Source organism: Cupriavidus sp. FW305-3-2-15-C-LB2 (assembly GCF_058787575.1).
The window spans coordinates 29,786-49,394 of the sequence record NZ_JBYSZW010000015.1; the positions used below are offsets into that span (position 1 = coordinate 29,786).

At 65.6% G+C, this 19,609-nt stretch carries 5 protein-coding genes; 3 read left to right on the forward strand and 2 right to left on the reverse strand.

All coding sequences use genetic code 11. The features are described from left to right. Positions 1-98: 98 nt before the first annotated feature. Both AC3WRR_RS13465 and AC3WRR_RS13470 read right to left on the reverse strand, forming a co-directional pair. Positions 99-635 (reverse strand): DUF3016 domain-containing protein, encoded by a 537-nt coding sequence (locus AC3WRR_RS13465; protein ID WP_011617177.1) that lies wholly within the window; start codon positions 633-635, stop codon positions 99-101. Next, positions 584-802: a helix-turn-helix domain-containing protein gene (locus AC3WRR_RS13470; RefSeq protein ID WP_492297218.1), complete on the reverse strand. Its 219-nt coding sequence runs from the start codon at positions 800-802 to the stop codon at positions 584-586. Before AC3WRR_RS13470 ends, AC3WRR_RS13465 begins: the two co-directional genes overlap by 52 nt. Before the next feature lie 149 nt (positions 803-951). Between AC3WRR_RS13470 and AC3WRR_RS13475 the strand changes: the two genes are divergently transcribed. The 3 genes from AC3WRR_RS13475 to AC3WRR_RS13485 are packed head-to-tail and all read left to right on the forward strand — an operon-like array spanning position 952 to position 19,572. Beyond that, positions 952-8,886 carry a SpvB/TcaC N-terminal domain-containing protein gene (locus AC3WRR_RS13475; protein WP_492297220.1) on the forward strand — a complete coding sequence of 2,645 codons (7,935 nt, stop codon included), beginning with the start codon at positions 952-954 and terminating at the stop codon, positions 8,884-8,886. A 56-nt stretch (positions 8,887-8,942) separates the two neighbouring features. Then, positions 8,943-9,302, forward strand: a complete 360-nt coding sequence (locus AC3WRR_RS13480; RefSeq protein ID WP_136227862.1) for a hypothetical protein — start codon at positions 8,943-8,945, stop codon at positions 9,300-9,302. Between the two features lie 49 nt (positions 9,303-9,351). Further along, positions 9,352-19,572 (forward strand): Tc toxin subunit A-related protein, encoded by a 10,221-nt coding sequence (locus AC3WRR_RS13485; RefSeq protein ID WP_492297222.1) that lies wholly within the window; start codon positions 9,352-9,354, stop codon positions 19,570-19,572. Positions 19,573-19,609 lie beyond the last annotated feature (37 nt).

Consider the following 19,609-nt stretch of genomic DNA (forward strand, 5'->3'; position numbering starts at 1 on the left):
CCATTCTTTGCGCCGGCGCCTGAGCCCGCGATCAAGGCCGGGGTCGGTGCAATGAGCCAGGCCGTCTTGTCGGCGCTGGCGCAACGGAAGGCAGCCAATCAGGCGTGATCGCTCTGGCGCGCCGGGATCTTGCGTGTCACGGCTTCGTCGAACCAACGGTCCATCATCGCTTTCTCGTAGCGCAGCCTGTCGGTGGGACTGTAGACGTTGACACCCATATTGAAGGTCTGGTCGGCGATACGCTGCTCGCCCCTGCCGATCACGGCACCATCGCTGCCGCGTAGTTCATAGAGCAGCTTCATGTGCGGCCAGGTGACATCGCGCACCACGCGCAAGTCATAGCCGGGAAAACGCCACGGTTCGAAATGTCCGGCCAGGTCGACATCGAGCACTTCGATGTTCAGCGTATAGCCAGGCGGCAGGTGGCGGGCGGCCAGTTCGTGGAAGTGGGCGCGGATATCGTTCATCACCTGCGCCCTCTCCTTGTCGCTGCCGTACGCGCTGCGATAGGCAGCATCCGTGTATGTCTCGGGATGATTGAAGCTAAGGATCAGGGTTCCGGCCGGCGGCGCAGCAAGAGCGCTCAAAGCGAGGGCTGCCGCGCAGGCAGCCAGCAGACGGAGGGATCTGGCCATGGCAAGCTCCAGGACGGTAGTACGATCCTTAATTCTAGACCGCCCCGATCGCTTCGGACCATCTGGCTGAGTGCAGGCTGAACCACCCCCAATTTTGCTGCTGCGCCCCTGAAGCTTTGCTCCCTCGCGATGCTTGCGAAGGCAGCAAGCGAGTATCCGGGTGCCATCGAACCCGGGAATGTGCAGATCAGAGTTAAACGGCTCGCAGTTGCACTTTGGCCGCGGTCTTCTACGCTGCATCCATTGCAAGGGCCGCCTTCACGTGCGTCTCCGCGCAGGAGCCAAGAACAAAAGCATTACACCGGGAGCGCCTGTCATGATTTCAGGCACGGCAGCGAGCGAGGGTTCAGGCAACCAGGGGACTCAGGGTCAGGCTGCGCCGTCGATCTCGCTGCCCAGGGGCGGCGGCGCGATCCGCGGTCTCGGCGAGAAGTTCGGGGCCAACCCGGTCACCGGCACCGCTTCGATTTCGGTGCCGATCGCAACAAGCCCGGGCCGTTCGGGCTTTGGCCCCCAGCTTTCTCTGAGCTACGATTCAGGCGCGGGCAACGGTCCGTTCGGCTTCGGCTGGAACCTGTCGCTTCCTGCGATCACTCGCAAGACCGATCGGGGGCTTCCGACCTACCTCGACCATGTGGACGCACCCGACGTCTACATGATCTCTGGCACCGAGGACCTGGTCCCGGTGCTCACGAATGCGCAAGGGAAATGGGAGCGGGAGCAGTTGCCCGCGCGCACCGTCAATGGAATGACGTACCGGGTAGACCGTTTCCGGCCGCGCATCGAGGGCTTGTTCGCCCGCATTGAGCGCTGGACCAACCTCGCCGATGCGAGCGACGTGTTCTGGCGCTCCATTTCAAAGAGCAACGTCACTACCTGGTACGGCAGGACAGCCGAAAGCCGCATTGCCGATCCAGCGGACCCAAGCCGCGTCTTCAGCTGGTTGATCTGCCAGAGCCATGATGACAAGGGCAACGTCATTGTCTATGGCTACAAGCCCGAAGACTCGGCGCGGATTCTTGAGGACACGGCCGGCAACGGACTTGCCAGGGCACATGAGCGCAACCGCACGGATGCGTCCCGTTCCGCGCAGCGCTACCTCAAGCGCATTCGTTATGGCCATCGTTCGCCCTACTTCCCGATACTGACGGACGATGCCCCCTGGCCCGAGCCCTCTGATTCGTGCGCGCGCGACGCAAGCAACGCCTGGCTCTTCGAGGTCGTCTTCGACTACGGCGAGCACGACGCCAGCGCGCCGACGCCCGTCGAAACGGGCACGTGGCCCGCGCGCCAGGATCCATTTTCCGCATACCGCGCCGGCTTCGAGTTGCGCACCTACCGGATCTGCCGGCGTGTCCTGATGTTCCACCACTTCCCGGGCGAAGCGGGTGTAGAGCGCGATTGCCTGGTGCGCTCCACCGACTTCAGTTATTCGGACGGCGCCCCCACTGACGTTCGCAACCCCATCTACGCTTTCCTGCGCGCGGTCACCCAGACCGGCTACCGTCGGCACAATGGCGGCTACGACCGGCGCAGCTTTCCGCCGTTGGAGTTCGAGTACACCGCGCCGGAGGTGCAGGATGTGGTGGAGGAAGTGGACCCGGAGAGCCTGGAGAGCGCGCCCATCGGCCTGGACGGCAGCAGCTACCGCTGGACCGACCTGCACGGCGAGGGGCTTGCCGGCATCCTCACCGAGCAGGCCGGGGCCTGGTACTACAAGCGCAATCTCAGCCCGATACCGGAAAGGCTGCCGGGCGGCCAGGAGGAAGTGAGGGCGAAATTCGCGCCGCTCGAAGCCGTCGCCATGAAGCCCGGTGCCAGCTTGTCCGGCGGCGCGGAGTTCATGGACCTCGCCGGCGACGGCCAGCCCGACGTGGTTGTCATGGAAGGCGCCGCCTCCGGCCTGTACGAGCATGACGAGGCCGAAGGCTGGCAACCCTTCCGTCCTTTCGCCTCGGGCCTGAACCGCAATCTGCGCGATCCGAACCTCAGGTTCGTGGACCTGGACGGCGACGGCCGTGCCGACGTGTTGATCACCGAAGACAATGCCTTTGTCTGGCATGCCTTGCTCGGGGAAGATGGCTTCGGCCCGGCCCGGCACGTCGCGCAGGCGCTCGATGAAGAGCAAGGCCCGCGCGTCATCTTTGCCGATGGCACCCAGTTGCTCTACCTGGCCGATCTCTCGGGCGATGGCCTGACCGACATCGTCCGCATCCGCAACGGGGAAGTCTGCTACTGGCCGAACCTGGGCTATGGCCGCTTCGGCGCCAAGATCACGATGGACAACGCGCCCTGGTTCGACCATCCGGGCCAGTTCGACCATCGCTATCTCCGCCTGGCCGACATTGACGGCAGCGGCACCACCGACATCATCTACCTGCACCGCGATGGCGTGCGGCTGTACTTCAACCAGTCCGGCAACGGCTGGAGCCAGCCACACGTGCTGAAGGTGTTCCCGCGCATCGATGACCTGGCAAGCATACTGGCCACCGACCTGCTCGGCAACGGCACGGCCTGCCTGGTCTGGTCATCGGCGCTGCCGGGCGACGCGCGGCGTTCGATGCGCTACGTCAACCTCATGGGCGGGCACAAGCCGCATCTGCTGGTCAGGACCGTCAACAACCTCGGGGCAGAGACCCGCGTCGACTACGCCCCCTCCACCAGGTTCTACCTGCAGGACAAGCGCGACGGAAAGCCGTGGATCACCCGGCTGCCGTTTCCGGTCCACGTGGTCGAGCGCGTGGAAACCTGCGACCATATCAGCCGCAACCGCTTCGTCACCCGCTACGCCTACCACCACGGCTATTTCGACGGCGAGGAACGAGAGTTCCGCGGCTTCGGGATGGTCGAGCAATGGGACACGGAGCAGTTCGCCGCCCTCGCCGGTGGCACTGTCCCGGCAGACAACATCGCCGCCGCATCGCACGTGCCGCCCGTGCACACCAAGAGCTGGTTCCATACCGGCGTCTACCTCGGTCGGGAACGCGTCTCGCGCCACTTCGAGAATGAGTATTTCCGTGAGCCCGGACTGACCGTCGAAACCGCGCGGCCGCTTCTGCTCGATGACACCATCGTCCCGCCTGGCCTGACCCTGGAAGAAGAGCGCGAAGCCTGCCGCACCCTCAAGGGCTCGATGCTGCGCCAGGAGGTCTATGCCGATGACGCCGATCACCCCGGCGCCACGCCGGATCAGGTCCAGCGTGCCCGTACGCCCTACACCGTCACCGAGCAGAACTTCAGCATCCGCGCCTTGCAGCCCCGTGGCGCCAATCGCCACGCCGTCTTCTTCACCCACCCCTGCGAGTCCCTCAGCTACCACTACGAGCGCAACCCAGCCGACCCGCGCATCCAGCACGCGCTGACGCTGGAGGTCGATGACTACGGCAACGTGCTCAAGCAAGCGGCTATCGGCTACGGACGCCGCGCTTCACCGCTGTCGACGCAGTGGGATCGCGAACGGCAGACAACATCGCTGCTCACCTACACCGAAAGCCGTGTCACCAATGCCATTGAGTCATCCGACACGCGCCGTAACCCACTGCCTTGCGAGGCGATCACGTTCGAGCTGACGGGCTACGCCGCCACTGGTGCGGACGGTCGCTACCAAGCCACGGACTTCGTCGAGCCCGATCCTGCCGCTGCCGGCCGGCTACGCCACAAGGTCACCGCACCAGATGTCGCTTACGAGGCCACAGCCGCCGGCAGCCAGCGCCGCCGCCCGATCGAATGGCTGCGCACCCTCTACCGGCGCGACAATCTAAACGGCCTCTTGCCGCTCGGAGAATCGCAGTCGTTTGGCCTGCCCGGCGAAAGCTACAAGCTCGCCTTCACCCCGGGCCTGATCGAACAGGCCTTTCAGCGTCCGCGCCAAGGGCAGGCGGCCGAACCCCTGCTGCCCGATCCGGCGGCCGTCCTTGGCGGACAGGCCGGCAACCGGGGCGGTTACCTTCGAAGCCAGACCCTCAAGACGGACAGCCGCTTCCCCGCGAGCGACGCGGACGATCACTGGTGGATGCCCTCGGGGCAGGCCTTCTTCAGCACGGATCCTGCCGACAACGCCGCCACCGAACTGGCGCAGGCGCGGCAGCACTTCTTTCGGCCGCGTCGCTACCGCGACCCCTTCGGCCAGAACGCCTTCGTCGACTTCGACGCCCACGACCTGCTGATGGTCGAAACCCGCGACGCGCTCGGCAACCGCGTCACGGTGGACAGCAACGATTGCCGCGTCCTGCAGCCGCGCCTGGTCAGCGATCCCAACCGCAACCAGACCGAAGTCGCTTTTGACACGCTCGGCATGGTGGTCGGCACTGCCGTGATGGGCAAGCCGCTGCCCGCACAGATGGAAGGTGACACACTGGCTGGTTTTGTCACCGACCTCACGCAAGCCCAGCTCGACGGCTTTGGTGCTGCCGATCCGCACGCCGTCGCAGCCGCGCTGCTGAAAGACGCTACCACGCGCATCGTCTACGACCTCGACCGCTTCCGCCGCACGCGGCTGGCCCACCCCAACGACCCGACGAAGTGGCAGCCCGCCTGCGCCGCGACGCTCGCGCGCGAAACCCACGCGAGCAGCCCGCTGCCGCCCCAGGGCCTGAAGATCCAGCTCAGCTTCTCCTACTCCGACGGCTTCGGCCGTGAGATCCAGAAGAAGATCCAGGCCGAGCCGGGACCGCTGGATGTCAGCAACCTAGCCGCGCCCATCGTCAATCCACGCTGGGTTGGCAGCGGCTGGGCCATCTTCAACAACAAAGGCAAGCCGGTCCGCCAGTACGAGCCCTTCTTCAGCGCCACGCATGACTACGAATTCGGCATCATGGTCGGCGTCAGCCCGGTGCTGTTCTACGACCCGGCCGAGCGTGTCATCGCGACGCTGCACCCGAACCACACCTACGAGAAGGTGGTATTCGACCCCTGGCAGCAGACCACCTACGACGTCAACGACACCTGTGCCGCGCGCAACGCCCAGACCGGTGACCCTCGCACCGACGCTGATATCCGCGGCTACGTCGCCGAGTTCTTCAAGGCCCCGCCAGCCAATCCCGCGCAGCCTTGGCAAACCTGGTATGTACAACGCATTGGCGGCGCCCTGGGAGCGGACGAGCGTAACGCTGCCCAACGGGCTGCAGCACATGCCGACACGCCCACCACCGCGCATTTCGATGTGCTCGGCCGCCCCTTTCTCACCGTGGCGCGCAACCGCGTCGTGTGCCTCGGTCACGACCTCGACGGCGGCGAGGACAGCTTCGCCACCCGCGTCGAGCTGGATATCGAAGGCAACCAGCGCGCCATGCGCGACGCCATCCGGCAGGCGGGCGACCCGCTCGGTCGCATCGTCATGCGCTACGCCTACGACATGCTTGGCAACCGCATCCACCAGCTCAGCATGGAAGCCGGCGCGCTCTGGATGCTCAACGAGGTGGGCGGCAAACCCATCCGAGCCTGGGACAGCCGCGGCCACAACTTCACCACTGCCTACGACTTGCTGCGCCGCCCCGTCGAGCAGACCGTGCGCGGCACGACCAACGAGTCCGATCCGCGCACCCTGAATCGCGAGATCCTGGTCGACAAGATCGAGTACGGGGAGACACTGGGCAACGCCGAAGTGCTCAACTTGCGCACCCGCATTTATCGCCACTTCGATTCGGCCCACGTCGCGACCAATGCGCGAGTGGATGCCAACAGCAATCCGACCGATGCGTACGACTTCAAGGGCAATTTGCTGTACAGCACGCGGCAACTGGTCAGCGACTACACCGCCATCCCCGACTGGCTGCGCGACCCGAAGCTCGACGTCGAAACCTTCGAGGCCGGCACCTGTTACGACGCACTCAACCGTCCCACCCAGTCCATCGCGCCGCGCAGCAGCTTGGGGCGCGGCAAGTTCAACGTCATCCAGCCGGTGTTCAACGAGGCCAACCTGCTGGAGCGGGTGGACGTGTGGCTGGAACGCGCTGCCGAACCTGCTGCACTACTCGACCCGGCCAACGAGGCCCCATCGCTGGTCGGCGTCGCCGACATCGACTACGACGCAAAGGGCCAGCGCCTGCTCATCGACTACAAGAACGGCGCCAGCACCTTCTACCGCTACGACCCGCTCACCTTCCGCCTCACCCAACTGCTGACCAAGCGCAAGGCGGCGGACTTCCCTGGCGACGATCCGCAGCAGCCCGGTGCCGGCTGGCCGGGCAAGCAGGTGCAGAACCTGCACTACACCTACGACCCGGCCGGCAACATCACCCACATCCAGGACGACGCGCAGCAGACCATCTACTTCCGGAACAAGCGCGTCGAACCGAGCAACGACTACGTCTACGACGCCCTCTACCGCCTGATCCAGGCCACCGGCCGCGAACACCTCGGTCAATTGGCAAGCGGCGAGCGAAAGCCGCCAACGGCACCCGATGGATCCAACGCCTTCCACACAGGACTCGACCACCCCGGCAACGGCAACGCCATGGGCACGTACATCGAGCGCTATGTGTACGACGCCGTCGGCAACTTCCTGCAAATGCAGCATCGCGGCAACGACCCGGCGCATCCGGGCTGGACACGCGCCTACGACTATCTCGAAGCCAGTCTGATCGAAGACGGCAACGGCGGTGCGCTGCTCAAGACCAGGAACCGCCTGACCCGTACCACGTTGAACCCGGCGGGTAACACGCCGCAGCCGGAAACCTACCTGCACGACGTTCACGGCAACATGCTGCGCATGCCGCACCTGGGCGGCGGCCTGCTCGGGCCCAACATGCACTGGGACTACAAGGATCAGTTGCGCCAGACCGACCTGGGCGGTGGCGGCGCGGCTTGGTACGTCTACGACGCCTCAGGCCAGCGCGTGCGCAAGGTGTGGGAGAAAGCGCCGGGCCTTACCGAAGAGCGCATCTACCTCGGCGGCTTCGAGATCTTCCGCAAGCACGTCGGCCCCATTGACGCCAACACCGCCACCCTGGAGCGCGAGACGCTGCACGTGATGGACGACAAGCAGCGCATTGCGGTGGTGGAGACGCGGACGTTTGACTCGGCGGGCGGCGACCACGCACCCCGGCAACTGATCCGCTACCAGTTCGGCAACCACCTCGGCTCAGCCAGCCTGGAACTGGATGAACAGGCGCAGATCATTTCCTACGAGGAATACGCACCCTACGGTAGTTCGACCTATCAGGCCGTACGCAGCCAGACCGAGACAGCGAAACGGTATCGGTATACCGGCAAGGAGCAGGATGAGGAGAGCGGGTTGTACTACCACGGGGCGAGGTATTACGCGCCGTGGCTCGGGCGATGGACGGCCTGCGATCCGGCAGGCGAGGAGGAGGGTCCCAACCTCTACCAATACTGCTTCGGCAATCCGACGGGCTTCGTCGATCCTGACGGCCAGAGCGGCAAAAAGCTCGCCATTGTCATGCACAATGAATCCAAGCCGGCGGGAAAGGAACTCCCCCGACCTAAGGAGCCCATAAAGCCCCAGAAGCCGACGATCAAAGCCCCCGGAAAAAATGCTTCAGATAAAGAGAAGGCGAAATACGAAAAAGATAAGAACAAAGCTGAGAAAGCATTCGTGGAAAGCATGAAAAAGTATGAAGAAGCAAAAAAGAAATATTCTTCTGATTTGAAAAAATACGAAGCAAATAAAAAGTTGTGGAGTGCTTATCGTCAGTCTCAAAACGAGTATAAGGCGTCTGAGGCCGCGTTGAAAGCCGAAGGCTATGATGTCGTGCAAGTCGATTCCGGCAAAGCGTTACTCGATGCACTCAAGAACGCCGGGTCGATCAAGGAACTCGTGGTCCTATCGCATGGCACACCCTTTGGACTGGGCGGTGAAGGACCTGGCGCCGGCCTATACACCGACAAGCCGCCGGGCGGTGCCACGTTCGACGCCAAGCGTGCGGCCAAACTTTCAGACTTGGAGAAAATGATCAATGACAAGAAGATCGCGTTCGAAAAGGACGCGACCATTGTCTTGGGAATGTGCAGAACCGCTGGCGGCAAAGAAGGTACGCATGTCGGTTCGTCCACATGGACCGGACCGATTGAGGATACCTTCGCTTATCGGCTAGCAAAAATTACTGGCCTTGAAGTCTTCGGCAGCGAAGGTGTTTCATCATACGGCGACGACAAGCGAACATCGACGCCATTGCGCCGTAGCGACATTGGCTGGCATCGATTCACGCAACAGAACAACACCATAAAAACGGAGAGCTTGAAAGGAAAATATTTGAATGTCGTGACTCGCAAAACGAGCGAGAAGCCGTAATGAAATTCCGACTATTGCTCGCATCCTAATCTATACAGATTTGTGAACGGAAATGTATGAAACCAGTTCCTCGCGAGTTCTTTATCGGCCCGATGGACTTTTTCTCCATCCTGCTGCCGGGCGCGCTGCTCACCTGGCTGCCCGAGGGGGCAGGCATCGGCATAGGACCGGGCAAGACTTTCATTGGTTCTGAACCGGGCAACATCCCCAAGGCAGGCCTCGTTGATCCGTTTGCTGGACCATCAAACGAACTGCCGGACTTTAGTCTGGGTCCGGCGATAGCGGTCTGGCCTCCCCCTCCAAGCCCACTACATCAACTCAGGGCCCTTGCTGAGCGCCTTGCTGTGCCTCTGGTCGACCGCGCTTGGCAAATGCTGTGGGGCTCCGGGCCCCAAACGAATACGGCTTCGCCGTGACGTTCTGCGGAACACGCGGATCGGTGAAGTGTTATAGGGGGAATGCGTCATGCCACAAGTCATCCTCGTCCGCCTCGTGCCAATGAAGCCGACCAGCGGCGCCAGTTTCACGAGCTATCTCAACAACCTGACGATCCGTGCGTTCGACCTGTCGTTCGGCAACTCCACCGATGGCACGCTGGTCGGGCAGGCACAGGGCGCCTGGATCCCGAATACGGGCATCAATGCGGTTGGCCCGGCATTCAATCCCGCCAACCAGCGGATCGTGCAGCACTTCTCCGTATATCCGGTGCAGGTGAACCCATTGCCCGCCCCGCCATTCCCGGACGTACGCCTTGAAGCGGTGGCGACGGCGATCATCGAGCTGAACCCGCCCGCGGCGGAGTTCAACACGACCGATCTGCGCCTCGAGATCAAGCAGGGCACGCAACTCGTTGCCTACGAGCGGCTCGACTTCAACGTGAAGGTCGAGCCCAACGCACCGATCTCCAGCAATCCGCTGACCTACATCGGTGTCGCCCCCCCCGCAGTCGTGCTGACGCTGCCGGACCCCGCGGTCGCGCTCGATCCGAATGCCGCCTTCGTAGAGCTGCCGCCCGACGGCACGCCGCCCAAGTTCGTGCCGCTGCGCAATGCGATCAACAAGGTGCTGGCGCAGGACCCGGGCGGCGGCGCCACGCTCGCCAACCGGAGCCCGCTGACCGCGGCGCAGTCGCGCCAGGTCTCGCGCGAGATCATCTGGAACCGCCAGATCGCGCCTCCGCCTGAGCGGCCGAACAACCGCCGGCTCGAGGACATGTATACGCGCCCGCCGACCGACACGTCGTGGAGCGCCGACGAGCGCGACAAGGCGGACATGGACCGGAAGCAGTATGAAGCCAGCCTGCTCGGGTATTACGCACTACAGAACGCCAACGCGGATCGCCTGGCGCAGTACGTCTTCGCCGCGTCAGCCGCGGTGTGGTCCGGACAGCAGAGCGCGAACCCCGGACGCGTTGGCCTGCGCTTCCCGGTGGAACCCGGCCCTCCGCCGGCCCCGGGCGCAACGTTCCGTCGGGCAGACGTCGTGATCGTGAACGATGGCGGGCTGGTCCTGGATTTCCAGGTTCCTGCCGAATACTTCTATGCGCTCTCGGCGGTCCTGGCGACGAACGTCACCGCCCAGGAGCGCTACCGGATGGCCACCGACGATGACGAATCGCGCATCGTTGCGTCCATCAAGGCCGCGCTGGACGCCAATATCATCGCCGCCCCGGCCACGACGCCCGAAAACGCGGCGCGCCGGCTCGCCGCAATCGGCCGGGGCCGCGTGCAGCGCGCCCCGCTCTGTCCGCTCAACGCCAACGTGAACGCGCTGGTCACGGCATGGCTGGCCCAGATGGTGCCGTCGATCGACCCGTTCTGGCAACCGAGCCCGTTCCCGGCCGCGCTGGTACCCGGGCACCTCGACCTGGTGCTCGCCGTCATCACGCAGCAGACTGCGGTCACGCCGGCATCGGCCGCGCTGATCGCCGCGATCAAGGGCATCCCGGTCGCCAACGTGGCCCAGCTCAAGGCACGCACGGTCCAGCAGTGGCACGCCTTCTTCCTCCCCGCCAACGTTGGCCTGCTTCCGGACTTCACCAACCCTGGCACGCCCGCGGAGCGGGTCGAGGCGTTCATCCGCCAGTTGCGGAAGTATTTTGAAGTGCTGTCGATCGCGCCGGCGCCGTCTGTGGGCGCGATCGCAAACGCGCAGTCGATTCCGCTCGCCGCCGGCGATCCCTTCGCTGCGTTCCTCGCGGCCGCCCCCGGCTTTGCATTTCCGGTGGCGAACTGGGGCGCGCCCGCCATCGTGAACGCGCTGCAGGCCGTGTTCCCCAGCGATGCGGCCGCGCAGGCGTGGCTGCTTGACGCGCTCAAGACCATCGACGAGCTGCTGCGCGCGACCACCGGTGTCGGGCCGGCGGCGCTGCAGTTCTCCTTGCTCGAAGCGCTCTACGCGCGCGGATTCACCTCGCGGGCGCAAATCCAGGCGCTGTCGGCCGCCGAGTTCGAGTACGCGCTGACGGGAACGGTGGCCTATCCATTTGCCGCGGCAATCCAGGCCGCGGCCGGCGGCGCGACGGGCGCTGCACCGCCGGCGCTTCCCGGTCCGTTCACGCCAGTCAATCCGGACGGATCGCTCATCAACTGCATCCCGCCATGGCACCTTTCGCCGCTCGGGCCGGTGACGTATCTGCAGGATCTGCTCGCGACCGGCATCGGCGCCACATGCGAGCATCCGGCGGCAACCGGCGCCACGCTCGCCGACCTGGTCGCGCCGCGCCGTGGTGCGCTCGGCAGCCTTCACGCCACCGCCGCAAACGTCCACACCACGCTGCCGCTGATCGATATCGTCAATGAGAACCTCGAGGACCTCGCCGACAATGGCGCTCCTGGCGTCGTCTATGACACCAGCGCCACGACGCTGGGCGGGCACGCGCTAAGACCCGCCGACGCGGACGACGGCACCGGGCACGCGCCGAATACCCTGTTCGCCGCGCTGCCGGAGCATTCGACGCCGGCAACGCCAGTGAAGAAGCCCGGCGCCTATGTGAAGCTCGCCGGCGATTTTTCCTCGCCGCTGCTGCCCTACTCGCAGCCGCTCGACATTTCGCGCACGTACCTGTGCGGCATGGGAACGTCGCGGTTCGCGACCATGCGCGCGTTCCGCGAAGAGATCACCGAGTTCGCGATCGACGCGAAGCAGGAGGCGGCGGACTTCCAGAAGCATCTGTGGCGGTATCCGGTGCGGATCGAGCTGGCAATCGAGTACCTGCGCCTGTCCCCGGACGAGTACCAGTCGCTGTACGTCGATCCAATCGGCCCGGCCGACCTGCTCAAGATGTACGGCTTCCCGTCGGCCACGATCAACGGGGTCGACTGGAAGTCGATCGTCGTGCATGTGCCGGAGTTCCTCAGGCGCACAGGGCTGGATTACTGCGAGTTCCTCGAGCTTTGGAAAGCCAGGTTTGTCGAGTTTGAACGGCAACCGGCCGCGTCAGGGACCGCTGCCGGGCGAACCACGGGCGCCACGGGGACGACGCCGAATGCCGGATTCCCGGATTGCGAACCGTGCTGCCCGGAAGATCTCGTCATCCAGTTCGTCAATCCGCAGGCGCCTGAAGATGCGCTGCGGCGGCTGATCGTCTTCATCCGCCTGTGGCGATCGCTCAGGTGCCTGCCCGGCGCGGGCTACAGCTTTGCGGATCTGCGCGACATCAGTCTGGTGCTCGGCCTGTTCCAGGGTGCGAACGTCAACCCGGTGTTCATCCGCCAGCTGGCCGCCTTCCAGATCCTGCGAGACGACTGGCGGCTCGCGCTGGGCACCGACCCGGACGCGGCACCGGACGCAACCGGATCGGCTCGCACACGCCTGCTTGGCCTGTGGGCCGCCGCGCCCGCCGCGTCGTTCGACTGGGCCGTGGACCATCTGCTCGGGCGTATCGAGGACCGCGCCGAGCGCGAGCACGCGCCCGGCCGGCGTCCGGGCAGCCACCGCCGCCATCGTCCGCCCGAGTTCATCAAGATCCTGCGCGACAACCTCGACACGCTGTCGCTGCTGAGCGGCTTCGATCCGGTCGCGAGGCCGTGGAATGCACAACCGTCGGGCACCCTGCGCTTCACGGAAATCCTGGCCAAGGTCTATGGCTCGTGGTTCACCACCGGCGAGCTGCTGTACCTGTTCTCGGTCGACCAGCATCTCGACGGCGACGATCCCTTCTGCCAGCAGGACAAGAACGAAGCGCTCGATCAGCCGTTCGACTTCCCGGAGGAAGGGCATCCGCACGACCTGTGGTGCCTGCGGCGCAAGCTGCTGGACGTCCACGCAACGGAAGAGGAAATCGCCGCGCTGACCTGGACCGCTCTCGTCACCGCGATGCGGACCGACTTCGGGTACGAGCCTGCGCCGGGCACCGATCCGCTGCGCGAGCTTGGGGAGCATTTCTTCCCAGGAATGCTTGCTGACGCGGGATTTCCGGTCAGTCCGCAGGCGCGCCAGTATCGCTCAGCCCTCGGGGCCACCGTCGCGAGCATGTGGAACCACCCGCATCCCGGACCGTTCCAGTACGATGCCGTCGCCAAGGAATTGGCGACGTCCCTGCCGCTCCTCGACCAGGACGTGCTGTTCAAGCTTAATGCGATCGAACAGTTGACGGACGCCGAGCGCAAGGCGGTGCAACAATTGTACTTCGCCCCGCGTGCCGAGCTCGCGCGGTTCTCGTTCCTGTTCCCCAGCCTCGCCGCCGCTGAACAAGCGCTGGTCCAGGAAGCGGATGAGACCCGGCGCTGGGAATACTTCCGCTGCGCGTTCGTGGAGTTCTCACGCCGCGCGCACATCGTCGCGGAGCACCTTGCCGCGCATGTGGGCTACGCCTCCGACGGCACCGACGCGGAAGCCGATCTGGCGTGGCTGATCCTTCTCCGCCTGCTCGGCGACGAGAACAAGGCAGCGTCGGCGTGGGAGCAGGATAACGGCAAGCCGCCCGCCAGCTTCTCATGGCCGTTGCCAGCGGGCGGTGCCTTTGCCGCCCTGACCGGCCTTACCGGCACCGGACTGCTCGGTGAGGTGAAAGGCGCGAGCGGGAGTTCATGGCCCGAACTGCGCGGACCGATGACGGCGTTCTCGCAGGCGGGCAACGCCTGGAATGCGCCGCTTCCCGGGGTCGTGCCGGACCTGGATTTCACGCTGCCGCCGGCGGCACTGAAGTTCGCCGTATTGCGCAACGGCCTGGCGATCCGCGAGTCAGACGGGCAGCCGCTGGCGGGCGCCGAAGGCTACACCGCACGCTGGACCGGCGTGCTCATCGTCGAGACATCGGGCACGTACACATTCTTCGCCGGCGCACCGGCACCGGACTGCGATGCACCCGATTTCGAGGCGTGCAGCCACAACAAATGGCGCGTCAATCTGCGGCGCGGCCAGAAGACGTTCCGACTGCTGAACTACGGTTGGGCGGACGAGCCGGCGGCGGACCGTGCGTCCGGCCCGCTGCATCTGAAGCGCGGCGCCTACTTCATCGATATCGACTTCGAGGAATCGCCACCCGAGTTCGACGAGAAGCAGGAGCTGGCGCGCGCCCGCACCGGCTTCACGGTGAAGTACCAGGGCCCGGACACCGATGACTGCATTGCGGAGCTGCCGGCCGAGCGCCTGTATCGCGACGTCTCACCGGGTGAGCTGACCAGCGCGCAGGCGGCGGTGCCGTCGGCAAAGGCGTATCTGGCCCTGCAGTACACCAGCAGCCTGCGCGACATCCGCCGCACCTACCAGCGCGCATTCAAGGCGCTGCTGTTCTGCCACCGGCTGCGACTGTCGGCACGCCTGGTGGCGCGGGCAAACGTTTCCGAGGCCGAGTACATGCTGTCGTCGCCAGGCCTGTTTGCCGGCTTCACCTACGTTCCCGGCACCCCGTATACATCGCACCGCGCGTATCTGGACTTCAATTTCCTGCCGGTCGGCGACACCTACAATGGCGATCCGGAGCGCAAGCCACCGGCGCCGCTCGACCAGCGCGCGACGCCGTCGGTCAAGCGCCGGCAGGCGCTCTTCGACTGGTTCGAGCGCGTCCATGACTACACGGTGATGCGGCGGGCGGTCCAGCAACGGGCTGAGCGCCTCGCGTGGCTCTGCTTCGTCGAGGCGTCGAACCAGCAGCCCGCCGATCCCGTGCCGCTGCTGATGGACCTTGGCGTCGACATGGATCATGCCGCGCTTGTCCTCGAATTCCACGACGGCGTATCCGTCGATTGGGCCAGGCTGTCGGACGATCGCTGGGCAATCCGCGTCTGGCACGCCGCGTCGTGGGTGAGGCGGCTGCTGAAGGCGTTCGTTCCGCTCGACCTCGCCCAGGCACAGCCCGATGCCTGGGCAGCGAGCGCGCCGGCGGCAATGGCCAGCGGCAACGCGAACCTGACAAGGTTCTACCGCGACGGCATGATCGAGCGCGGCAACCCGCTGCGTTACGCCGACATCGAGCACCTCAACAACCTGCTGCGCGAGCGGGGACGCACCGCGCTGGTCGCGTATCTCACCGGAATGAACCGGGTCCCGCTTCCGTTTGTGCCAGGCGGGTTCGCGACGTCGGCGAAGGATCTCAGCGCGTTGTTGCTGGTCGACGTCGATGCTGGCATTTGCCAGAAGATCAGCCGCATTGAAGAGGCGGTTACGGCGGTGCAGTCGTTCGTGGAACGCGCACGCCTGGCGCAGGAGCCGACCTTCGTGGTGACCCCGGCGTTTGCGTCGGCATGGGACAGGCTTTTTGTGACCTTCCACATCTGGCAGGCCTGCCGCCGCCGCACGCTGTACCAGGAGAACTACGTCGAGTGGACCGAGCACGAACGCGCGCTCCAGGCCGAAGCGTTCCGCTTCCTCGAATCCGAATTGCGGCGCGCCACCTTGACCGCGCCGCAACCCGGCGGCATGGAGTACTGGCCCGGACCCTACTGGCCGGCCCATCCGTCACTGACCGCGCTGCAGCATCGCGACCCGTCGCATCTGAAGCAGGTGCCGCAGCCCGAGAACCTCGGGCTGATGGGGCGGCCCGAGCGCCACGCGAGACCCAGCTGGCTGGCGCCGTCGCAGCTCCAGCTGTCTGCCGGCCCGACCCCGGGCACGACGAACAATGTCCCGGGGGCCGCTCGCGGCATGCTCGCCGCTACGGTGCCTGCCAACGCGTCCACAGGAACACCGCCCGGCGCTGAGTCTCCGCAGCTTCCGCTCTGGCTGCATGCGGCGGTCCGCCTCGGCACGCGGTTCCTGCGCATTGCCGCTGCCGGGGAGCCGCCCGCCACGTCGGCGTTCATGCTGCCGGAGACGTCGGGCTCGGTGTGCTGTGCCGAGTGCGGACGCGTGCATGCGCCGGTCATGGACGAGTACTACTTCTGGCTGGTGAACTCCGAGTACTACGATCCGGGTGTTCTGAATCCCGCCGATCCATCCTTGTTCCAGGACCCGGACTGGGGTGTCGTGCCGCCCGACATGACCTCGGACTGGCATCGCCGTGACCGCCTGCCGCAGCTGCTGGCCTGGCCGCCGCGGCCGATGGTGAAGCTCGCATGGTGCCGCGTGCATAACGGAGAATTCCAGACCCCGCGCATCACCGACGACGGCGCGCATGTCAATCCTGCCGGCGGCGAGCCACAGCTCGAATTCCTGGGCCGCGAGGTTGACTCCCTTCGGTTCCGGATCACGAACGCGGCGGCGCTCCCGCCGGGCCATACGGACCCGTCGCCGTGGGGCTTCCGCTACGACATTACGCCGGATACCGCCGTCGTAACGCCCGAGGTGATCGCGACGCCCCTGGCGCCGGCACCGCTCGCTCCATTGCTGCAGGCATATCCGTTCTTCGTCTATTTCACCTCCGGCGCCCCGCTTGAGCCTTCGCTCTACTCGACCGCGATGACGGTCGCCGGAACGCTGCGCGCCCACTGCCGCTTCGAGGCAGCCCTGAAATGGTACGAGCTCTACTTCGCGCCTGGCGACAAGGACCTGCGCTGGGCGACCTGCCGCACGCCGCAGCCGCCGTCGACCGGGACGATCCCCGGGACCAACGTTCCCGGTGGCTCGAACGAGCCAAATCCGAATACCCCGGCCAATCCCCCACAGCCCGCTGGCCGCGGCATTGCCGCAGCATCGACCCCGCGCGCGGCGGCGTCGACGCGCGGCCGCATGCGCACCGGCCAGGATCCGTGCTGCGACACACTGGTGAGGACGGAGCTTGCGTCCCGGCAGCGAAGCGTCGTCCTGGCGTATCTCGAGACGCTGCTTCAGCATGCGCAGGCGGCAATGTGCCGGCATTCCCCCGAGGGCTACGCCATGGCGCGGCTGCGCCTCGACACGCTCTCGAGATTCCTCGGCGAGCGGCCGCGCACGATCTTCGGCCAGGATGATGGCGCCAAAGCGCAGACGGTAACCGCGTTTATCCCGCGGTTCGCCCCGCTCAACCCGCGCCTGATGGAGATCTACGACCGCGTCGCCGACCAGCTGGACGCCCTGCACCGCTGCCTGACGAAGGCGCGGCTGGCGGGCGGCGTCCCCAATCTGGATACCTCATATTGGGGCGACAATCCGGTGCGGCGCGGATGGAAGACCGCGGCCGCGAACTGCCTTGACGACGACGGCTGCTGCTGTCCGCCCAGCCCGTACCGCTTCCCCTTCCTCATCCAGCGCGCGGTGGAGACGGCGAACGAGGTCCGCACGTTTGGCGCCGAGCTGCAGGCCGCATTCGAGAAAGGGGATGCCGAGTTCCTCGCGGCCATGCGTGCCGCGCACGAACGCCAGCTCCTCAACCTGACCGAGGAGATCCGCCGCATGGAATTCCGCGAAGCGGACTGGCAGGTGCAGGCACTGCAGAAGACCAAGCAGGGGGCGCAGGCGCGGCGGCAATATTACAGCGACCTGATCGCGAATGGGTTGATCCCGAAGGAGCAGGCCTACCAGAACCTGACCGGCGTTTCCATGACCACGCGCGCCGCCGGCAACATCGTGGAAGGTGTCGGCCAGGTCATGAACCTGATTCCGGACAATACGACCGGCGTTGCCGGGATCGCGTCCACCCCGGTGTCGGTGTTCCAGATGCCGATCGGCACCAAGCTGGCCCACGCGTTCGCCGCGGCCGCCAGGATTCTCTACACGGTTGCCGATATCAACGGCACGCAGGCCGGCCTGGCACTGACCGAGGGTGGATGGGACCGTCGCGAGGCGGACTGGATCCTCCAGGTCACGGTGCTCGATATCGAGATCCAGCAGATCGAGCGGCAGATCCTTGGCGCCGAGCGGCGCCGCGGCGTGGCGCTGCGCCAGTTGAACAACCTGGTGCAGCAGAAGCAGCAGGCGGCGGAGCTGCAGGACTTCCTGCGCGACAAGTTCACCAATCACGCGCTCTACCTGTTCCTGCAGCAGGAGACAGCGGCGCTGCACCACCAGATGTTCGAGATCGCCTGGTGCTGGGCACGCCAGGCACAACGCGCGTTCCAGCTGGAACGCGAGCTGACCACGCAGACGCAACTGCCACCGGATATCTGGGACGGTCTGCACGAAGGCCTGCTGGCCGGCGAGCGGCTGTCGACGTCGCTGCGCGCAATGGAAAAGGCGTACTACGACCAGAACCGGCGCGAGCAGGAGCTGGTGACGCGGCTGTCGCTGCGGATTGATTTTCCGCTCGCGTTCCTGCAGCTGAAGGCGACAGGCATGTGCGAGATCGAGATTCCCGAATGGCGCCTCGACCGCGAATACCCCGGACACTACCTGCGCCGCGTCAAGAGCGTCAGCCTGACCATCCCCTCTGTCGTGGGCCCTTACACGGGCGTGCACTGCAAGCTGACGCTGCTGAGCAGCGCGACCCGCATCGAGCCCACGCTGCTCGACGTCGAAGACTGCTGCCCTGGCGAATGCACCTGCGGCTGCTGCGAGCGCCGGCGCTACGAGGCGACCAGGGATGATCCGCGCATCGTGAAGCGCTATGGCGCAACCGAAGCGATCGCAACTTCCACCGGGCAGAACGACTCGGGGCTGTTCGAGCTCAATTTCCGCGACGAGCGCTACCTGCCGTTCGAATACGCCGGGGCGGTCAGCCGCTGGCGCATCGAGCTGCCCATCGAGACCAACGCGTTCGACATTGACACGGTAAGCGACCTGATCGTCCAGTTGAGCTACACCGCTCGCGAAGGCGGAGCGCTGCTGCGCAAGGCAAGCTGGGCCGCCGCGTCCTGCCTGCTGCCCGGCGCGGGGCTGCGCTTCTTTGACTGGAAGCAGGACTTCGCCGATGCGTGGCAGCGGTTCAAGGCAGCCGTGCCGGCGGCAGAAATGCCCGGCTGCACGCGTGCGCTCACGCTGCGCATGAGCCGCGGCATGTTCCCGTACCTGCCGGGCCAGCGGCCGGTGCGCATGCGCCGCGTCGAACTGTGGTTCGAGGCCCAAGGCTGCAGCGGCGCGCGCAACCATGAGATCGAGTTCGTGCCAGATCGCGACTGCACATGCGAGGACGACGGCGAAGCGTGCTGCGACCGCTTCTTCCTGACCTGCGTGGCCAGCGAGGATTGGCCGTGCCTCTTCCATGGTGTGATCGAGTACCCGTTCCCGTACCTGAGCGACGAGAGACCGGTCGTGATCGGCGACTTCCTGTTTCCGGAAGACGCCGGTGTGGTACACCGTGCCTATCTGGTGTGCTCGTACGAGGCCGGTCCGCCGGAACGCTGCTTGCCGAAGCTGCCGGCTTGCGACGGCGACTGCATGACGATCTGTTGAAGTAATGCCCGTGCCCGGGCCATAGCAGGAGTTGGCA